General features: G+C 71.3%; 18 protein-coding genes. 9 read left to right on the forward strand and 9 right to left on the reverse strand.

Going from position 1 to position 17668, the window contains the following annotated elements; all coding sequences use genetic code 11:
• Positions 1 to 63: 63 nt before the first annotated feature.
• Positions 64 to 279 carry an I78 family peptidase inhibitor gene (locus ACFWVV_RS34905; RefSeq protein WP_384349343.1) on the reverse strand — a complete coding sequence of 72 codons (216 nt, stop codon included), beginning with the start codon at positions 277 to 279 and terminating at the stop codon, positions 64 to 66.
• A gap of 386 nt (positions 280 to 665) precedes the next feature.
• On the opposite strand from ACFWVV_RS34905, the gene ctaD reads away from it, so the two are divergent.
• Positions 666 to 2381 carry a cytochrome c oxidase subunit I gene (ctaD, locus tag ACFWVV_RS34910; RefSeq protein ID WP_384349346.1) on the forward strand — a complete coding sequence of 572 codons (1716 nt, stop codon included), beginning with the start codon at positions 666 to 668 and terminating at the stop codon, positions 2379 to 2381.
• Positions 2382 to 2399: 18 nt separating this feature from the next.
• On the opposite strand, the gene ACFWVV_RS34915 is transcribed toward ctaD, so the two are convergent.
• From ACFWVV_RS34915 to ACFWVV_RS34925, 3 genes are all read right to left on the reverse strand, one after another.
• Positions 2400 to 3239, reverse strand: a complete 840-nt coding sequence (locus tag ACFWVV_RS34915) for a transferase (protein ID WP_384349348.1) — start codon at positions 3237 to 3239, stop codon at positions 2400 to 2402.
• The gene (locus tag ACFWVV_RS34920; protein WP_384349350.1) at positions 3236 to 4507 is read right to left on the reverse strand and encodes a glycosyltransferase; all 1272 of its coding nucleotides are present in this window, start codon (positions 4505 to 4507) and stop codon (positions 3236 to 3238) included. Before ACFWVV_RS34920 ends, ACFWVV_RS34915 begins: the two co-directional genes overlap by 4 nt.
• Before the next feature lie 249 nt (positions 4508 to 4756).
• Positions 4757 to 5599 (reverse strand): transglycosylase family protein, encoded by an 843-nt coding sequence (locus tag ACFWVV_RS34925; protein WP_384349353.1) that lies wholly within the window; start codon positions 5597 to 5599, stop codon positions 4757 to 4759.
• 167 nt (positions 5600 to 5766) lie between these two features.
• Between ACFWVV_RS34925 and ACFWVV_RS34930 the strand changes: the two genes are divergently transcribed.
• Positions 5767 to 6537: a hypothetical protein gene (locus ACFWVV_RS34930; RefSeq protein WP_384349356.1), complete on the forward strand. Its 771-nt coding sequence runs from the start codon at positions 5767 to 5769 to the stop codon at positions 6535 to 6537.
• Positions 6538 to 6698: 161 nt separating this feature from the next.
• Positions 6699 to 7010, forward strand: a complete 312-nt coding sequence (locus ACFWVV_RS34935; RefSeq protein ID WP_384349359.1) for a hypothetical protein — start codon at positions 6699 to 6701, stop codon at positions 7008 to 7010.
• A 15-nt stretch (positions 7011 to 7025) separates the two neighbouring features.
• On the opposite strand, the gene der is transcribed toward ACFWVV_RS34935, so the two are convergent.
• The 5 genes from der to ACFWVV_RS34960 all read right to left on the reverse strand — a co-directional run bounded on the left by der (position 7026) and on the right by ACFWVV_RS34960 (position 11929).
• Positions 7026 to 8516 carry a ribosome biogenesis GTPase Der gene (der, locus tag ACFWVV_RS34940; RefSeq protein ID WP_384349361.1) on the reverse strand — a complete coding sequence of 497 codons (1491 nt, stop codon included), beginning with the start codon at positions 8514 to 8516 and terminating at the stop codon, positions 7026 to 7028.
• Positions 8517 to 8599: 83 nt separating this feature from the next.
• Positions 8600 to 9280 carry a lysophospholipid acyltransferase family protein gene (locus ACFWVV_RS34945; RefSeq protein WP_384349364.1) on the reverse strand — a complete coding sequence of 227 codons (681 nt, stop codon included), beginning with the start codon at positions 9278 to 9280 and terminating at the stop codon, positions 8600 to 8602.
• Positions 9277 to 10020 carry a (d)CMP kinase gene (gene cmk, locus ACFWVV_RS34950; protein ID WP_384349470.1) on the reverse strand — a complete coding sequence of 248 codons (744 nt, stop codon included), beginning with the start codon at positions 10018 to 10020 and terminating at the stop codon, positions 9277 to 9279. The genes ACFWVV_RS34945 and cmk overlap by 4 nt, the downstream gene beginning before the upstream one ends.
• Before the next feature lie 101 nt (positions 10021 to 10121).
• Positions 10122 to 11207: a prephenate dehydrogenase gene (locus ACFWVV_RS34955; RefSeq protein WP_384349367.1), complete on the reverse strand. Its 1086-nt coding sequence runs from the start codon at positions 11205 to 11207 to the stop codon at positions 10122 to 10124.
• 296 nt (positions 11208 to 11503) lie between these two features.
• Positions 11504 to 11929, reverse strand: coding sequence for a YidB family protein (locus tag ACFWVV_RS34960; protein WP_384349370.1), 426 nt, complete (start codon positions 11927 to 11929; stop codon positions 11504 to 11506).
• 248 nt (positions 11930 to 12177) lie between these two features.
• Here ACFWVV_RS34960 and ACFWVV_RS34965 point away from each other — a divergent pair, with 248 nt between their 5' ends.
• The 6 genes from ACFWVV_RS34965 to ACFWVV_RS34990 all read left to right on the forward strand — a co-directional run bounded on the left by ACFWVV_RS34965 (position 12178) and on the right by ACFWVV_RS34990 (position 17667).
• Complete coding sequence (locus ACFWVV_RS34965) at positions 12178 to 12849, forward strand: hypothetical protein (RefSeq protein ID WP_384349373.1); 672 nt, start codon at positions 12178 to 12180, stop codon at positions 12847 to 12849.
• A gap of 167 nt (positions 12850 to 13016) precedes the next feature.
• Entirely contained in the window at positions 13017 to 13622 is a 606-nt protein-coding gene (locus tag ACFWVV_RS34970) for a DUF6529 family protein (protein WP_384349376.1), read from the forward strand.
• Between the two features lie 107 nt (positions 13623 to 13729).
• On the forward strand, positions 13730 to 14194 hold the full coding sequence (locus ACFWVV_RS34975; RefSeq protein WP_384349379.1) for a Rieske (2Fe-2S) protein: 465 nt from the start codon (positions 13730 to 13732) through the stop codon (positions 14192 to 14194).
• Positions 14195 to 14211: 17 nt separating this feature from the next.
• A complete protein-coding gene (locus ACFWVV_RS34980) occupies positions 14212 to 14931 on the forward strand; it encodes a DNA polymerase beta superfamily protein (protein WP_384349382.1) in 720 nt (239 codons plus the stop codon).
• 25 nt (positions 14932 to 14956) lie between these two features.
• Positions 14957 to 15385 (forward strand): hypothetical protein, encoded by a 429-nt coding sequence (locus tag ACFWVV_RS34985; protein ID WP_384349385.1) that lies wholly within the window; start codon positions 14957 to 14959, stop codon positions 15383 to 15385.
• Between the two features lie 101 nt (positions 15386 to 15486).
• Positions 15487 to 17667 (forward strand): hypothetical protein, encoded by a 2181-nt coding sequence (locus ACFWVV_RS34990; RefSeq protein ID WP_384349388.1) that lies wholly within the window; start codon positions 15487 to 15489, stop codon positions 17665 to 17667.
• Position 17668 lies beyond the last annotated feature (1 nt).

Below are 17668 nucleotides of genomic sequence, written 5' to 3' on the forward strand. Positions count from 1 at the left end.
CTCCTGGAGAGCGGTCCGGGGCCCTCGTCGTACCCGGCGGCGCCGGGGACGACGGGGCCGGCTTCAGCCGACCCAGGAGCGGGTCACGGTGTCGTCCTTGACCTCGAGATTGAGCCGTCCCTGAACGAACTCCATCGTGATGATCGTGCCGGGCGGCAGCGCCCTGACGGTGCGCCAGCCGTGCGCGGTGGCCATCCGCTCGGCCTCGGCCGCGCTGCGGCCGACATAGCGCTCGGGGTCGTCGTCGGGCTGGACGGGGGGTGTCGGTAGAGGTGCCATGGGACCCACCGTAGGCGCCAGATACCTTCCCGGTCACGCTTGTGTCACAAGATCACGACAAGAGTTTGCCTCCCGCCCTTTCACCCGATGGGGCACTTCCTTTGTTCGGAAAGACCGTTTCGGGTACGTCTTTTATCAAAATCATCGGACAGTCAGAATTCTTTTCGAAGGTCGCGCACAGACTTTGCACACTTGCCGATCATCGGCCTGGATTCCGGCGCTGCAACCACATCCGGAATTCTTGATTCCACCCCAACTCGGCGTCCTCGGTGTACGCGTAGCACATCTCGCACGCGCATCCGGTTCGGTACGCCCTCTGTCGGATCCGGGACGCCCCGCGCATCATGAGTCCGGTGGGCCCGGGGCGCGGACTGCGAGGGGGCACGATGGGCACGGAGACCTTGGGGACGACCGTCGCGGAACCCGCGCGGACCCGGCGTCCCGGCAGGGTGGTGGTGGACTGGCTGACCACCACCGACCACAAGAAGATCGGGCATCTCTACCTGATCACGTCGTTCGGGTTCTTCCTGGTCGCCGGAGTGATGGCGCTCGTGATGCGGGCCGAGCTGGCCAGGCCCGGCATGCAGCTCATGTCGAACGAGCAGTACAACCAGGCGTTCACGATGCACGGCACGATCATGCTGCTGCTGTTCGCGACGCCGACCTTCGCCGGGTTCGCCAACGCGATCATGCCGCTCCAGATCGGTTCGCCCGACGTGGCGTTCCCGAGGCTGAACATGTTCTCGTACTGGCTGTTCCTCTTCGGCGGGCTCATCGTGCTCGGCTCGCTGCTGGTGACCAGCGGTCCCGCGGACTTCGGCTGGACCTCCTACACCCCGCTCAGCAGCCTGGAGCGGACGCCGACCATGGGTGCCGACCTGTGGATCATGGGGCTCGCCCTGTCCGGCTTCGGCACGATCCTGGGGGCGGTGAACTTCCTCACCACCATCATCGGGATGCGCGCTCCCGGCATGACCATGTTCCGGATGCCGATCTTCACCTGGAACGTGCTGTTCACCTCGATCCTGATCCTGGTGGCCTTCCCGGTGCTCGCGGCCGCGCTGCTCGTGCTGGAGGCCGACCGGCGGTTCGGATCGATGGTCTTCGCGCCGGAGAACGGCGGGCCGCTGCTCTGGCAGCACCTGTTCTGGTTCTTCGGCCATCCCGAGGTCTACATCATCGCGCTGCCGTTCTTCGGGATCATCACGGAGATCATCCCGGTCTTCTCGCGCAAACCGATCTTCGGCTACGTGATGCTGATCGGCGCGACCATGGCCATCACCGGGCTGTCGCTGGTGGTGTGGGCGCACCACATGTTCGCGACGGGGGCGGTGCTGCTGCCGTTCTTCTCCTTCATGTCGTTCCTGATCGCGGTGCCGACCGGGGTGAAGTTCTTCAACTGGACGGGCACGATGCTCAAGGGCTCGCTGTCCTTCGAGACGCCGATGCTGTGGTCGGTCGGCTTCCTGGTCACCTTCCTGTTCGGCGGGCTGACCGGGGTGCTGCTCGCGTCGCCGCCGCTGGACTTCCACGTCACCGACTCGTACTTCGTGGTGGCGCACTTCCACTACGTGGTGTTCGGCACGGTCGTCTTCGCGACGTTCGCCGGGTTCTACTTCTGGTGGCCGAAGTTCACCGGCAAGATGCTCGACGAGCGACTGGGCAAGATCCAGTTCTGGACGCTGTTCGTGGGCTTCCACGCCACGTTCCTGGTGCAGCACTGGCTGGGGGCGGAGGGGATGCCGCGCCGCTATGCGGACTACCTCGACGCCGACGGCTTCACCGCGCTGAACATGCTCTCCACCGGTGGAGCGTTCCTGCTGGGCCTGTCCACGCTGCCGTTCCTCTACAACATCTGGAAGACCGCGAAGTACGGCGAGAGGGCCGACCGGGACGACCCGTGGGGGTTCGGGCGCTCGCTGGAGTGGGCGACCTCCTGCCCGCCGCCCCGGCACAACTTCGTCACCCTGCCCAGGATCCGCTCGGAGTCCCCGGCGTTCGATCTGCACCATCCGAAGATCGCCGAGCTCCAGCAGCTGTCCCAGACGGAGCCGGCGCCCCTCGATCCGGAGCGCGCGCGAGGAGACCACGGGCCGCAGTGATCGCTGTGGCCGGCCCGGTCAGGGCGTGCTGACCTGCACGGTGAGGTCGTTGTCGAGGGTGTAGTACGGGAAGCCGACGGTCTTGCCGTCGTCACCGACCGGCAGCGCCGGGTACGTGAACACGGACTGCTTGTGGGCGACGTCGTCCAGCAGCCGTGCCACGCGTATCGCGGGGGCGTCCGCCGCCGCCGTCAGCCACAGGTCCCAGGCCCACTTGGCGCCGTCGCGGCCCTCGGCGAGGGGGGCGTAGGGAAGCGTGAAGGCGAAGCTGTGCGCCCCGCCCGTCACGGGCTCGCGGTGGATCCTGCCGCGGTCGCCGCGCAGCCGGGCCTCGACCACGGCGCCCGGCCCGAGCTCGGCCCCGTACAGCCGCCCCTCCACCGTCATGGCTGCCTCGGCCGTACGGAAGGTGAGGTCGCCCGCCTCGGCGTGCGGGGTGCGCCGCCAGCTGCGGACGGCGAGGCTGCCGTCCGCAGCCGCGTAGGGGATGCGCACGGCGACCGTCTCGTGGTGCGGGTCGGGCGTGCGGTCGAGGAGGGCGCGCAGGTCGCTGACGCCGGGCCGGACGGTGAGGTCCGCTCCCCCGGCGGCGTACACGTGCGCCTCCCAGTGGCCCTCGGGGAGGTCGACGGTGCTGGGCAGCACGGCGCGCAGCCGGCCGTGCGGGACGGGCGTGAGGGGCAGCCGTACGTCGCCGCCGGGGGCCCCGCCGCGGCGGCGCAGCACCAGTGCCGCGTCGGCCGCCGCCAGCGCCACGTCGAAGGTGACGCCGCCCGCCGAGTCCACGGTGCAGTCGGCGTGCGGCACCTGGGGGGCACCGGCCCCGGGCGGCGGCGGGGAGGAGGAAGAGCTGCTCATGCGGTACGCCCTTTCCGGAGCGTGGAGAGGACCTTGCGGCGCAGGGTGAAGGCTTCGTCGATGAGCCGTCCGGGCGCGCGGTGCAGAGTGTCCCTGAGGGGGCTGTGGGAGCGGCTGTTGGTCCCGCGTGCGACGAGGTCCGCGTACAGGGCGGCGTGCCGCTCGGCGATCGCCCCCGGGTCGAAGCGCGCGGAGTTCTCCAGCGCCGCCCGGCCCATTCGGGCGCGCAGGCCGTCGTCGTCGATCAGGTCGAGGAGGGCGCGGGCGACGGAGTCCGCGTCGCCGGTGGGCACCAGGCGGCCGTCGACGCCGTCGCGGATGATCTCGCGGGGGCCGTGCGGGCAGTCGGTGGACACCACGGGCAGCCCGCAGCGCATGGCTTCGACGATGGTCATGCCGAAGGACTCCAGGTCGGAGGTGACGGCCGCGATCGATCCCTTGGGCCACTCCGCCTCCAGCGGGTTGGCGATGCCCATCAGGAAGACGTGGTTGTGCAGGCGGAGCTCGTTGATCTGGGCGCGCAGCTTCGGGGTGCTCACGCCCGCGCCGTAGATGCGCAGCCTCCAGTCCGGGCGGGCGGCGACGACCTGGGCGAAGGCGCTGATCAGCAGGTCGTAGCGCTTTCCGGGAGTGAGGCGGCCCGCGGCGATGACCCACTTGCTCTCGCTGTCGGCGGGCGGGAGGGAGGCGGGCGGAACACTGTTGGCCACGGCTTCGATGCGGACGCCGGGGAGCTTCAGTTCGCTGCGGTAGGCGCGCGCGTCGGCCTCCGTGACGGTGGTGATCGCGTCCAGGAGGGCGTACTGGAAGCGCAGCTCGCGGCGGAGCCTGAAGCGGTGGCTGTCCAGGGTGAGGTGCTCCTGGGCGACCCGTACCGTGTCGCGCCTGGCCTGCCGGGCGAGGTGCACGTTGAGTCCTGGCCTGGTGCCCACGACGACGTCGGCCGCCAGATCCCGCAGGTAGGCGCCGATCCGCTGGTCGGTCAGCCGGCTGTACTGGTAGTGACGGCCGTCCCCGGCGGGAAAGACCCGGGCCGGGCGGGAGTAGTCGGCAAGGTCTCCGTCGTAGCCGGGGCTCTCCTTGCGCAGGTCCACCAGGTGCCCGATGCGCACGCCGGTGGGAGCGCTCATCGAGGGCTCGTCGCGGTGCCGGAAGACGGATGTGATCTCCACGTCGTGGTGCACGGCCAGTTCCTGGGCGAGGTTGAACGTGGTGCGGATCGTGCCGCCGACGGCGTAGGCGTTGTGGAGCAGGAAAGATATGTGCATACGCCGGCGAGACCTCCTGGTCTTCGGCGGCCCTGCCCTGCGGGTGGCCGCATTTCGTTGGTCCAAGGACTCTACTTCGCCGCCCGGGACGACGGGCACTCTCCGGTGCGCCTCGGGGTCACCGCCGGTAGGACAGCTGCGGGACGGTGGAGCGGGTGTGGTCCATCCCTCCCCGGCCGGCCGGCCGCGCAGTGTGCTCCGGAGCGGGCCGGGGACGGTCCTTGCTCACGGACGGAGCACCGGAACGCGTCAGAACCCCGGCCCGGCTCCGGGCTCGGACCCGATCTCGGGCTCGGAGTCGGATTCGGGCTCGGGCTCGGGCTCGGGCTCGGGCTCGGACCCGATCTCGGACCCGATTTCGGGCTCGGGCCCGATCTCGGAATCGGGCTCGGACCCGGGCTCAGGCTCGGGCCCAACCTCGGATTCGGACCCGGGCTCGACCTCGGACGCCGGCTCTCCCCCCGGCCCCGCCGCGGGCTCCGCATTCACCCGGCCGGGTGCCGAGCCGCGTGGAATGACCAGCCAGGTGCCCGCGTTCAGCCTGTCCGGGCGGGGCCCGACCATGTCCTCGTTGGCCTTGTGGAGGGCCTGCCAGCCGCCCTTCACCTTGTACCTGGCGGCGATCGAGGACAGTGTCTCGCCGGACTTCACGATGTGGATGCGGCGGTCGGGGAGCCCGTACTTCCTGGAGCAGTCCGGCCAGGCGCGCCACCCCTGCGTGCTCAGCACCTCCTTGGCCACCGCGATCTGCTCGGCGCGGGTCGCCAGGTCCGCCCGGGGTGCGTACGCCAGTCCGCCGTGCTCCTCCCAGGTCGCCTGCCCGAACTGGAGCCCGCCGTAGTAGCCGTTGCCGGTGTTGGTGCTCCAGTCGCCGTCGCTCTCGCACTCCGCGAGACAGTTCCACGGCCACTCGTCCGCGGCGCACCGATGCGGCCCGGAGCCCGGTACGGACGGAGGCGGTCCGGCGGACGGAGGCGGTCCGGCGGCCGGGGGCAGGCCGGGCGGCGCGGCGGCGGCGCCGGGTGCCGGGGAGAGGGCGAGCAGCGCGCCGACCGCGGCACAGGACAGGAAACGGAGTCGATGCTTCAGCACTTCGCCACCCCATCACCGCCCCGCGCGCGGGTGTGCGGGGCGCGCGGGGCGGCCGGCCGATTCCTCATCCCTTGCCCGCCGTGCGTGACTCCAGCCGCGGATCGCCCGTTGTCTTCTTGGAGCTCCGGGAACCGCCCGGCGCCCGCAACCAGTTCGAGGAGCCACCCGTGTCGCGCATGCTCGACGTCAGCGACGACGTCCGCGCCGAGATCGGCGACGTAGAAGCCGACCGGCTGCTCGCCGGTGAGAACGCCCCCGGCAGCTACGACTGCACCTCCTGCCGTACGCCCGGCGACTCGGGGCAGGAGGCCACCAGCACCGTCCTGTTCGTCGGTGAGGAGACGGCGGTGCTCGCCTTCGCGCACGCCACCTGCATCCCCTCCCAGGTCGTCCCGGTCTCCGAGGAGCAGCTCCAGGGCGCTGTCCGTTCCATCACCGCGAGCCAGGACGGTTCCGGTGCGGCTCCGGAGCAGGCCGTGCTCGGAGTGACCAGCGGTCTCGTCCTCATCGAGGGCGAGCTGCGGCCCGCGCTCGTCGTGGAGCCGACCGGGGCGGTCGCCCGCCCCGGCGCCGACAACGGCGACGAGTTCCTGTCCCTGCTCACGGAGCAGGGTTTCCTGCCGGTCGCCGACCTGAAGTCGGTGCCCGCCGAGCTGCCCGGCTGGTCCGTGCTGCTGGCGATGGGGCAGCTGCACGCGGTGCTGCAGCCCGGCGCCGCCGGTGCGGGACCGGTGGCCTGGTGGCAGGCGGACCGCCCGCTCCAGGTCACCGACGGCTGGCGGACCGCGGCGAACAAGCTGCAGAAGGTCCTGGTGCTGGCCGCCCCGGCCGGCTCGATCGGCCGGCAGCCGCGCGAGGACGTGCTGCGCGACGCCCTCGACAAGGCCGCCGCGAACGGGCTGCTGGTCGCCGCGACGATGCCGCTCGCAGGCACCTGACCGGCCCGGTCCTGACCCGCGCGGTCCCCACCTGCACGGAGAAGGACCCGGATGCGCGGGGCCGGTGCCCCGGTCACCCGCATCCGACGGGCAGTGGGGTCGTTGGCACAGACGTGCACCCATACGACCCCACTCGCCCGTACCAGAGCCAGATCCCCGCCATGCGGCCTCCCCAGGAGACGCCGCCGCACGCCTCGTTCACTCCGATCTTCGACGCGCTGTACTCCGAGTACCGCAGGTCGTTCCGTGCGCTGCCCGGTGACCGGAGCGGCGAGGAGGATCTCGGCTACACCGGCTTCGGCACCACGACGGGCCAGCACCACCAGCACGGCCACGGCGGCCACCTCGGGCCCGTGCACACGGCTCCGTACAGCCCCTGGCAGAGCCTGCACACCCAGCACGCACAAGGGCGGCAGTACACCGGGAACCACGTCCCCGCCGCACTGCCGCCCGCCCCCCGCAGGGGTTACTGACCCGCTTCCCGCGGACTACTTCTTGCGGCCGCGCTTCTCGCGCACGCGGACCGAGATGTGGATCGGCGTTCCCTCGAAGCCGAACTCCTCGCGCAGACGGCGCTCGACGAACCGCCGGTAACCGGCCTCCAGGAAGCCCGAGGCGAACAGCACGAACCGCGGCGGCTTGGCACCCGCCTGCGTCCCGAACAGGATGCGGGGCTGCTTGCCGCCGCGGACCGGGTGCGGGTGGGCGGCGACGAGCTCGCCGAGGAAGGCGTTGAGGCGGCCGGTGGGCACGCGGGTCTCCCAGCCCTCCAGCGCCGTCTCGATCGCCGGGACCAGCTTCTCCATGTGGCGGCCGGTGAGGGCGGAGACGTTGACCCGCGGGGCCCAGGCGACCTGGGCCAGCTCGGAGTCGATCTCGCGCTCCAGGTAGTAGCGGCGCTCCTCGTCGAGGGTGTCCCACTTGTTGAAGGCGAGAACGATGGCGCGGCCCGCTTCGACGGCCATCGTGACGATGCGCTGGTCCTGCACCGAGATGGACTCGCTGGAGTCGATCAGGATGACGGCGACCTCGGCCTTCTCCAGGGCCGCTGCCGTACGGAGCGAGGCGTAGTAGTCCGCGCCCTCCTGGAGGTGCACCCGGCGGCGGATGCCCGCGGTGTCGATGAACTTCCAGGTGACGCCGCCGAGCTGGATCAGCTCGTCGACCGGGTCACGGGTGGTGCCGGCCAGCTCGTTGACAACGACCCGGTCCTCCTTGGCCACCTTGTTCAGCATCGAGGACTTGCCGACGTTCGGACGGCCGATGAGGGCGATCCGGCGCGGGCCGCCGAGCGGGGTGCCGTTGCCGAAGGTCTGCGCGGGGGCGTCCGGCAGGGCCTCCAGGACGGCGTCGAGCATGTCGCCCGTACCGCGGCCGTGCAGGGAGGAGACCGGGTGCGGCTCGCCGAGGCCCAGCGACCACAGCGAGGTCGCGTCGGCCTCGCCGGACAGGCCGTCGACCTTGTTGGCGCACAGCACGACCGGCTTACCGGCCTTGCGGAGCAGTCGTACGACGGCCTCGTCGGTGTCGGTGGCGCCGACCGTCGAGTCGACGACGAAGACGACCGCGTCGGCGGTCTGGATCGCGTACTCGGCCTGGGCGGCGACGGAGGCGTCGAGCCCCAGCACGTCCTGCTCCCAGCCACCGGTGTCCATGACCTTGAAGCGGCGGCCCGCCCACTCGGCCTCGTAGGAGACGCGGTCGCGGGTGACACCCGGCTTGTCCTGCACGACGGCCTCGCGGCGGCCGATGATGCGGTTCACCAGGGTCGACTTGCCGACATTGGGGCGGCCGACGACGGCGAGCACGGGAAGGGGGCCGGCGTTCGCCTCGTCGAGGGCTCCCGCGATCTCCTCTGCGTCGAAGCCCTCCTGCGCGGCGAGCTCCATGAACTCCGCGTACTCGGCGTCACCGAGCGCACCGTGGGAGGCGCCCTGCTCGGGTCCGTGCTCGTCGCCGGAGTGGATCTGGTCGTTCATGAAGTCCGTTCCTCAATCATCATCGATGGGCCGCGTTTCGCCGCGGCCCACTACTCAAGTCTCGCCCACCGGCAGGCCGGGCGCTAACGCCCGGTGAGCCGCCGGGCCCCGGTCAGGTGTGCGGCCAGCCGCTCCTGGATCCGTACGGTGGCCTCGTCCAGCGCCTTCCTGGTGCGCCTTCCGCTTCCGTCACCGGCGTCGAAGGCTTCGCCGAAGACGACGTCGACCCGGCTGCGCAGCGGGGGCAGTGCGGATATCAGCCGCCCCTTGCGCTCCGCTCCGCCGAGAACGGCGACGGGGACGATGGGCGCCCCCGACCGTACGGCGAAGTACGCGAGCCCGGCGCGCAGCGAGGCGAAGTCGCCCTCGCCGCGCGAGCCCTCGGGGAAGATCCCCAGCACGCCGCCGTCGCCCAGTACCCCGAGCGCGTCGGTGATGGCGCTCCGGTCGACGCTCGCACGGTCGACCTTCAGCTGTCCGATGCCCCGCAGGAACGGGTCGAGGGGGCCGACGAAGGCCTCCTTCTTGATGAGGAAGTGCACCGGCCTCGGCGCGGTCCCCATCAGCATCGGTCCGTCGATGTTGTGCGCGTGGTTCACGGCGAGGATGACGGGGCCCGCGGCCGGTACCCGCCAGGAGCCCAGCACACGGGGCTTCCAGAGCCCGTACATCAGCCCGATGCCGATGCCCCGCCCGACGGCGGCTCCGCGCCGGGTGGCGACGCCGGGCACGGCGGCGGCGCCGGACGTGTCCTTCCCCGTCACTTCCCTGCCCGCTTCTCCTCGACCAGGGTGACGACGCACTCGATGACCTGGTCGAGGGTCAGTTCGGTGGTGTCCACCTCGACCGCGTCGTCGGCCTTGGCCAGCGGGGAGGTCTTGCGGCCGGAGTCGGCGGCGTCCCGCTTGATCAGGGCTTCCTTGGTGGCGGCGACGTCGGCGCCCTTGGTCTCGCCGCTGCGGCGGGCCGCACGGGCCTCGGCCGACGCGGTGAGGAAGATCTTCAGGTCGGCGTCCGGCAGCACGGTGGTGCCGATGTCGCGGCCCTCGACGACGATGCCGCCCCCGGTGGAGCGGGCGATCTCGCGCTGGAGCTCGGTGATCCGGGTGCGTACCTCGGGGACGGCGCTGACCGCGCTGACCTTGGCGGTGACCTCGGGGGTACGGATGGGGCCGGAGGCGTCCACTCCGTCGACGGTGATCGTCGGGGCGGACGGGTTCGTCCCGGAGACGATCGCGGGCTTGGCGGATGCGTTGGCCACTGCCGCCGCGTCCGCCACGTCGACACCGTTGGTCAGCATCCACCAGGTGATCGCCCGGTACTGGGCGCCGGTGTCCAGGTAGCTGAGCCCCAGCTTGGCGGCGACGGCCTTGGACGTGCTGGACTTGCCCGTGCCGGAGGGGCCGTCGATGGCGACAATCACTGCTGCCGGGGCGGTCCGGGCGGCGTTTTCCACGGTGTCGGACACCTTCCTGGTACACGGGCGGAGGGAGGCAGGCTGCATCACTGCCAACCATCTACGGTACCGCGTCAATCCCCCGCCCCGAACGCCTGGCCCTCACGGGCTCCGCCCCGGGGCCCGCTGCCGCGGTTCCGCCTCCCGGCCTACTTCCGCAGCCCCCAGCCCTGCTCCACCAGCGCCCGCGACAGTGCGTCCACCGCCCCCGGGTCCACCATCAACTGCACGAGGCCCGCCTGCTGTCCCGTCGCGTGCTCGATCCGCACGTCCTCGATGTTGACCCCCGCGCGCCCGGCGTCGGCGAAGATCCGGGCGAGCTGGCCCGGCTGGTCGCTGATGAGCACCGCCACGACCTCGTACGCGGCGGGCGCCGAGCCGTGCTTGCCGGGCATCCGCACCCGTCCCGCGTTGCCCCGCCGCAGGACGTCGGCGATGCCGGCGGCCCCGCCCCTGCGCTTCACCTCGTCGCCGGACTCCAGGGCGCGCAACGACTGCACGGTGTCCGCCAGGTCGTCGGCCACCCCGGCCAGTACGTCGGCCACGGGCCCCGGGTTGGCCGAGAGGATCTCCACCCACATCCGGGGGTCGGACGCCGCGATCCGCGTCACGTCCCTGATGCCCTGCCCGCACAGCCGTACGGCCGTCTCGTCGGCCTCCTCGAGGCGGGCGGCCACCATCGAGGACACCAGCTGCGGAGTGTGCGAGACCAGTGCGACGGCCCTGTCGTGGGCGTCGGCGTCCATCACCACGGGCACCGCCCGGCACAGCGCCACCAGCTCCAGCGCCAGATTGAGCACCTCGGTGTCACTGTCCCGGGTCGGCGTCAGCACCCAGGGGCGCCCCTCGAAGAGGTCGGCGGAGCCCGCCAGCGGCCCGGACTTCTCCTTGCCCGCCATCGGGTGCGTCCCGATGTACGGGGTGAGGTCGCAGCCCAGCTCCTCCAGCTCGCGCCGCGGTCCGCCCTTCACGCTGGCCACGTCGATGTACCCGCGGGCCACCTGGCGCCGCATCGCGTCCGCCAGGGTGGCGGCGACGTGTGCGGGGGGCACCGCGACGATCGCCAGGTCCACGCGCCCCTCGGGAGCGGCGTCGGTGCCGGCGCCGAGCGCGGCCGCGGTGCTCGCACGGTCCGGGTCGTGGTCGGCCAGGTGGACGGTGACGCCCCGGGCCGCGAGGGCGAGGGCGGCGGACGTGCCGATCAGGCCGGTGCCGATGACGAGTGCGGTTCTCACAGGGCGACGTCCTTGCGCAGGCCGGCGGGATGCCGGGGCGGAACAGGGTTCAGGAGATCCGTTCAGCCTAATGGGCCCGCCGCCGACGGGACCGGGCACCCGTACACCCGTGCCCGCCCGCGTCCGGACCTCCGACCGCGGGCACGTCCGTGCCTGGCCGCGTCCGCCTTCCGGGCCCGCGTCCACGTCCGCGAGCGCATCCGGGCCCACGTCCACGCCCACGTCCGCCTCCGGGTACGCGTCCACGTCCGCGTGCGCGTCCGCCTCCGGGCCCGCGTCCGGTCAGCCGGCCCCGGTCACAGCCGCTGCTCCTTGATGAGGTCCTCCAGCGAGGCGGCCTGCGGGAGGGAACCCTGCGGAGTCAGTTTGTCGACCGCCTGCGGCAGGCTCGCAGCCAGCTGGTCGGCGGCCTCCTGCGGGCTCACCCCTGCCTGCTGGGCGGCGTCGGCGAGGGCGTCGTCCGGCAGGGCCCGGGCGACCTGCTCTCCGCTGACCGGCTTGTTCTCGCCCGTACCGACCCAGGACTCGGCCTGGTCGGCGAGGCCCGACTTCTTCAGCATGTCCATGAGGCCGTCCAGCGGACTGCCGCCGCCCTCCTTGCCGCCGGATCCGCCGAGGGCGCCGAGGAGTGAGCCGAGGATGTTCCCTGCACCGCCGCCGGAACCGGAGTTCCCGCCGCCCAGGAGGCCGCCGAGGAGACTGCCGAGGTCGTTGCCCGCCATGGTCCTGCCTTTCGAGACACGTCCAGAAGCCACAAGGTCGAGTCCGGTCCCGGACCCGTCAGACCCGTTCAATCTCGCCCAGATACCGATCAGCTGCCACTCGTACGTATCCGTCCCATCCGCCAGGGCACTCCGTCCCGGTTTTCCGAACACACTGTCCGGCCCGTCCTGACTATGGACGGCGCGGTCCGGGGTCCGCTTGCATGGGGGCCGGCACCGCCTACCCGGTGCCGGTGCGGAGGCTTCCGGTGAAGCGCTCAGGTCCCCTCTACACGCTGCTCGCCGGGCTGCTGCTCGCCGCGTTCATGCTCTCGCTCAACGCGACGACCGGCACGAAGACTCCGGGGTACGCGGTCGGCGACGCAGCATCCGCCCCACCCGCACCTACCGGCTCACCCACCCCGGCGCTCTCCCCGTCTCCGACGACGCCGACGGCCCCGCCCCCGGCCGCCCCCGCACCGAAGGGCGTCTACGCCGGGCGCACCACGGACGGCACGGCCGCGGTGTCCGTTTCCGTACAGGACGGCAGGGCGGTGGCCTACTACTGCGACGGCCGCACCCGCGAGTCCTGGCTGAAGGGTGATGTCAAGGACGACGGCAGCATGCGCCTGACCGGCAAGAACGGCGCCGAACTGGAAGCGGTCACCCGGGCGGGCAAGGTCGAGGGCCGGGTGGAGGTCGGCAACCGGGCACAGGACTTCACCGCCGCCGCGGCCACCAAGCCCTCCGGTCTCTACCGCGCCACCAACGAGGTGCGCGGCACCGAGGTCGACGGCGGCTGGATCGTCCTCCAGGACGGCCGCCAGGTCGGCATCGTCACCCGGGACGGCAAGCCCTCTCCCGCTCCCGGAATCGACCCGGCCACCGGTGCCGTGGCCGTCGACCAGGCATGGCTGACCGCCCGCCCGGTGTCCCCGTAGCACCGCGCCCGATGCGCACTCCCTCGCGATGCCCGCGCCCTCGATCCTCCCGTCCTGAATCCTCCTGTCCTGAATCCACCCGACCGCGACCCACCAGATCCGGATCCACCCTTTCTCGCTCCACCCGTCCTGGAGCGGCCCAGCAACGGCCAGGGAGTGACCCCGAGATGAGCAATGCCGACCCCCACGCCCGTACCGCGTCGTTCCCCGCTCCGTCCTCTCCTTCCGGCGGCCACGGCCGCCCCGGCCCGGCACGCTGGCTGGTCCCGGCGCTGGTCGCCGCCGCGGTGGCGGTCGCCCTCGGGGCGTACGGCAGCCTTCACGACCCGGCCGGTACGGCGTTCAACCTGGCGGGGTTCAGCAGCACGGGTGCGGTGAAGTCCTGGTTGGCGACGGCGGCGTTCGTCTTCGCGCTCGCCCAGGTCGTGCTGGCCCTCGCGATGTACGGCAGGCTGCCGGGGGTCCGCAGCACCCCGGCGCTGTCCGCCGCCCACCGCTGGTCGGGCCGGGTCGCCTTCCTGCTCGCGGTGCCGGTGGCCGTGCACTGCCTCTACGGTCTGGGTTTCCAGCGTTTCGGCAGCCGTGTGATGTGGCACTCTCTGGCGGGCTGCTTCTTCTTCGGCGCGTTCAGCGCCAAGATGCTGCTGCTGCGCGCGGAGCGGCTGCCCGGCTGGCTGCTGCCGGTCGTGGGCGGCCTGGTCTTCACCGTGCTCACCGCGGTCTGGCTGACGTCGGCACTGTGGTTCTTCCAGACGTTCGGCCTGTCCACCTAGCGGCGCACCCCCGAGCCCTCCGCGTACCTGAGTCCCCGTCGTACCCGAGTCCCTCGTACCCCGAGTCCCCCTCGTACCCCGTACGTCTTCACAAGGGAGCCAAGCCCATGCTCGAACCCACCACCCGACGCACCGTACTCGCGGCGGCAGCCGGCACGGCGGCGGTCCTGGCCACCGGCTGCGGCAAGTACGGCGAGGAGGGCGGCGGCGGGAGTGACGGTGCCACGCCCCCTGCCGGCTCGGCGCCTGCGCCGTCGGCCTCCGGCGGCCAGCAGCCGCCCGAGCCCGCCCCTCTGGCAGCCACCTCGGAGATCCCGGTGGGCGGCGGCAAGGTCTTCAAGGACGCGAAGGTGGTCGTCACGCAGCCCGAGGCGGGCAGCTTCAAGGCGTTCTCCGCGGTCTGTACCCACCAGGGCTGTTCGGTTGCCGAGGTGTCCGGCGGCACCATCAACTGCCGTTGCCACGGCAGCAAGTTCAAGGTGTCGGACGGTTCGGTGGCGGGCGGTCCGGCCCCGCAACCGCTACCGCCGCGGGCGATCACGGTGGAAAGCAGTTCGATCCGGCTGGCCTGAACGGCCACAATCCCCGTATGACGAGACCCCCTTCGACGGAATCCGCGCACGCCCTCCTCCACGACCACACCGTTTACGCCTGTGTCATGGGCTCGCGCGCCTTCGGCCTCGCGACGGAGGAGAGCGACACGGATCTGCGGGGGGTCTTCGTCGCGCCCACCCCCCTCTTCTGGCGCTTCGACAAGCCACCGACCCATCTGGAGGGTCCGGCTCCCGAGCAGTTCTCCTGGGAGCTCGAACGGTTCTGCGGGCTGGCCCTGCGTGCCAACCCCAACATCCTCGAAGTCCTGCACTCCCCGCTGCCCCTCCACGCGGACCACCGGGGCGAGGAACTCCTCTCCCTGCGCGGGGCGTTCCTCTCCCGCCAGGTGCACACGACGTTCGTCGGCTACGCACAGAGCCAGCGCCGCAAGATCGGTGCCGACGTACGCCAGTACGGTGCTCCGCGCTGGAAGCACGCCATGCACCTGCTCCGCCTGCTGTCCAGCTGTCTCTTCCTTCTCCGTACGGGTGAACTGGTCCTCGACGTGGGCGACGCCCGCGAGTCCCTCCTCGCCGTCAAACGCGGCGAAGTCCCCTGGCCTGAGGTGGAAAGACGACTGAGCGGCCTCATCGCCGCCGCCTCCGAGGCCGCGCCCGCCAGCCCGCTGCCGCCCCTCCCCGACCACGCCCGGGTGGAAGACTTCCTGATCCGTACGCGCCGCGAGTCGGCGCGCGCGTACGAGGAGTCGACGTAGCACGCACCCGGGGAGGAACCGGCCTGTGGCCTGGAGCGAGTGGCAGCAGCTGAAGTCCGGGCCCGGCACGCCCCCCGGGGGCCGGGCCGACCTCGTGGCCCACCAGGACGACCTGGGGGCGGTCGGGCACGAGGCGTACGTCCTGCACCGCGCGCTCCTCCAGCACGCGGACGTGGCGGGCCGCGGCCTGAACTCCGCGGGCTCCTGTACGTCCAGCCGGGCGGCCGCCTCCCTCACACGCGACCACTTCGCCATGGGCGCCGCGCTGGAAACCACCACCACCCTCTGGACCTCCCAGCTGCGCTCCCTTCTCCAGGCCTGCGCGCACATCTCGAACCACCTCGACCACTCGAAGGCGTCGCACGCCAGGGACGAGGCGAAGGTGCGCGCGACGATCCGGGGCATCACCGCTCCGGAGATCCCGGTCTCCCGTCTGAACACGTACTTCGGGTGAGCGGAGCGCTGAGGAGCGGGGCGCCGGCGAGCGGAGCGCTGAGGAGCGGGGCGCCGGCGAGCGGTGGGCTGAGGAGCGGGGCGCCGGCGAGCGGTGGGCCGGTGAGTGCGCTCACGCACACCGATCTGGCAGGGGCCGACCTCGCCGCGCTGGGGCGGGCGGCGGCCGACTGGCAGCAGACGGCCTCCCACCTCGCACGCCTCGCGGCCCAGGCGCGCAGCGGGCTGCTCCACAAGTCCGAACGTGCCCGCTGGGCCGGCGTCAACGCGGTCGTCACGCGCGACTTCATCCGCAGGGCGACCAAGGAATTCGCCGATGCGCAGGCGCAGGCGGCGAGCATCGCCAGGGTCCTGCAGGACGCGCACCTGGAACTCACCAAGCTCCAGAAGGAGGTACGTCACCTCCACGAGGTGGAAGGTCCGAAACTCGGCCTGCGGCTGGCCGGGCTGCCGGGGATGCCGCCTCCCTCCGCCGACGTCCGTACGCCTGCCGAGATCGAACTGAACCACCGGCTGTCCGTCCTGGTGGCGCATGCGGCGGAAATCGACTCCTCGGTGGCGCGCGCCCTGCGGAAGTCCCACGGCGGCGACGCCACGCACTTCGGCCACCGGTCGTACGGCTCGCTGGACGAGGCCCAGCAGGAGCGGGCTCTCGAACTGGCGAAGGCCGGGCCGATGATGAGCGACGCCCAGTTCACGGAACTCAACGCCATCCTGAAGTTCAACGCGAAGGACTCCGACTTCTCCACGGCCTTCTACCAGGGCCTGGGCGGCCCGGAGCAGGCCCTGGACTTCTACGCCCGGATGTCCCTCGACTGCACGGCCGGCGACCAGCCCGAACGTCTCGCCCTGGCCAAGGAGCTCCAGCGCGCCATGGGCACGGCCCTGGCGTCGGCCACCGACCCCGACAACCGGTCCCATCTCCCGGCGAGCTGGGCCGCCGAGTTCCGCACCCTCGGCACCCAGCGCCTCAACGCGGACGCCCTCGGCCTCAACGACCCGTACGGCTACCAGGTCCTGGGCGGACTGCTCCGCTACGGCGACTACGACCCCCGCTTCATCAACCCCCTGGCCGAGGACATCCTCAGGCTCCACAAGGAGGACCCGGAGATGTTCACGGCGAACATGCCGCGCACGCAGAGGGACTTCGACTTCGGCTTCAATCCCTCGGGAGTCTCCGGCGCGGGTTACGACCCCCTGACCAGCGTGCTGGAGGGCCTGGGCCACAGCCCGGAGGCGGCCAGGCAGTTCTTCGCCGGCGGCAGACACCTCGACGATCTGACGAGCCCGGACTTCCGGTGGGCCCCTGACACCTTGGACCGATCCGCGGTGGAGACCCACGAAGGCGGCCCCGACGCATTGGGCCACGCCCTGGAAGCGGCAACGACGGGCCACCCGTGGGACGACACGAGGCCGGGCCTGCACCGGGACAAGGAGACTGCCTCGATCATGAAGAAGGTCATCGACCTGTACAGCCCCACGTCGGAGGTGAAGCCGCAGGGTGCCCTGATGGACAGTCTGGGCCGTATGGGGGCGGCGTACATCGACGACTTGAACTACTCCACGCTGAACTTCGGCGGTGGGGGCGACGATTTGAACAGAGGCGAACTCTTCCGCTCGGGGGAAGGCCCGCGCACGGATTTCGGTGAGTTCGAGGCACGGAACTTCATGAACGTGGTAGCGAGCAGCGAGGAAGGCTACAAGATTCTTTCGGCGGCCCAGCAGGTCTACACATCCAGTGCACTGGCTTCCTTCGAGGACGACCAGGGCTCGGGTGTGGCCTTCGCGCACAACGCCGCCAAGGTGCACGGAATTCTGGACCAGTCGCGGATCTCACAGGTCGAACTCGATTTCAAGGACAAGGAGGAGCAGGGAAACCTGAACGAGGAGAAGAAGGGCGAGTGGCGCAAGTACGCCGTCGAGGGCGCGGCCACCGCAGTCGCCGGCGTCGGGGCGGCGCTCATTCTCGGCCCTGCCGCCGGCGTGGCCGTGGCGACTGCTGTGCCCCTGGCGCTGGATGCCGGTGCGGGTGCGATCGGAACCGCGTACGGGAATCACACGTTGCAGTACCTCAAGGACAACGAGGTGAAGAACGACGGCGAGGCCCTCAAGTCGATTCAGGAGATCGAGAAGTCCTGCGCGGCGGAAGCATGGCGTCCAGTAGCCAGGTACGCGGACACGGTGGGCATTTCCGAGGAGGGGCGGAGAGAGCTCTTCCGGGAATTCGAGGAATCGCATTCTCTGGGCAGGTTCAAGATGCAGTCAGCTCGTCAGGTCGGCTGAG

Origin of the sequence: Streptomyces sp. NPDC058663, from assembly GCF_042716745.1 — a bacterium.
Classification (GTDB): domain Bacteria; phylum Actinomycetota; class Actinomycetes; order Streptomycetales; family Streptomycetaceae; genus Streptomyces.

Coding starts and splice junctions, on each gene's coding strand:
- ACFWVV_RS34905 (WP_384349343.1), bottom strand. CDS start 279: ATGGCACCTCTACCGACACCCCCCGTCCAGCCCGACGACGACCCCGAG.
- der (WP_384349361.1), bottom strand. CDS start 8,516: ATGAACGACCAGATCCACTCCGGCGACGAGCACGGACCCGAGCAGGGC.
- ctaD (WP_384349346.1), top strand. CDS start 666: ATGGGCACGGAGACCTTGGGGACGACCGTCGCGGAACCCGCGCGGACC.
- cmk (WP_384349470.1), bottom strand. CDS start 10,020: ATGCAGCCTGCCTCCCTCCGCCCGTGTACCAGGAAGGTGTCCGACACC.
- ACFWVV_RS34935 (WP_384349359.1), top strand. CDS start 6,699: ATGCGGCCTCCCCAGGAGACGCCGCCGCACGCCTCGTTCACTCCGATC.
- ACFWVV_RS34960 (WP_384349370.1), bottom strand. CDS start 11,929: ATGGCGGGCAACGACCTCGGCAGTCTCCTCGGCGGCCTCCTGGGCGGC.
- ACFWVV_RS34980 (WP_384349382.1), top strand. CDS start 14,212: ATGACGAGACCCCCTTCGACGGAATCCGCGCACGCCCTCCTCCACGAC.
- ACFWVV_RS34975 (WP_384349379.1), top strand. CDS start 13,730: ATGCTCGAACCCACCACCCGACGCACCGTACTCGCGGCGGCAGCCGGC.
- ACFWVV_RS34920 (WP_384349350.1), bottom strand. CDS start 4,507: ATGCACATATCTTTCCTGCTCCACAACGCCTACGCCGTCGGCGGCACG.
- ACFWVV_RS34970 (WP_384349376.1), top strand. CDS start 13,017: ATGAGCAATGCCGACCCCCACGCCCGTACCGCGTCGTTCCCCGCTCCG.
- ACFWVV_RS34915 (WP_384349348.1), bottom strand. CDS start 3,239: ATGAGCAGCTCTTCCTCCTCCCCGCCGCCGCCCGGGGCCGGTGCCCCC.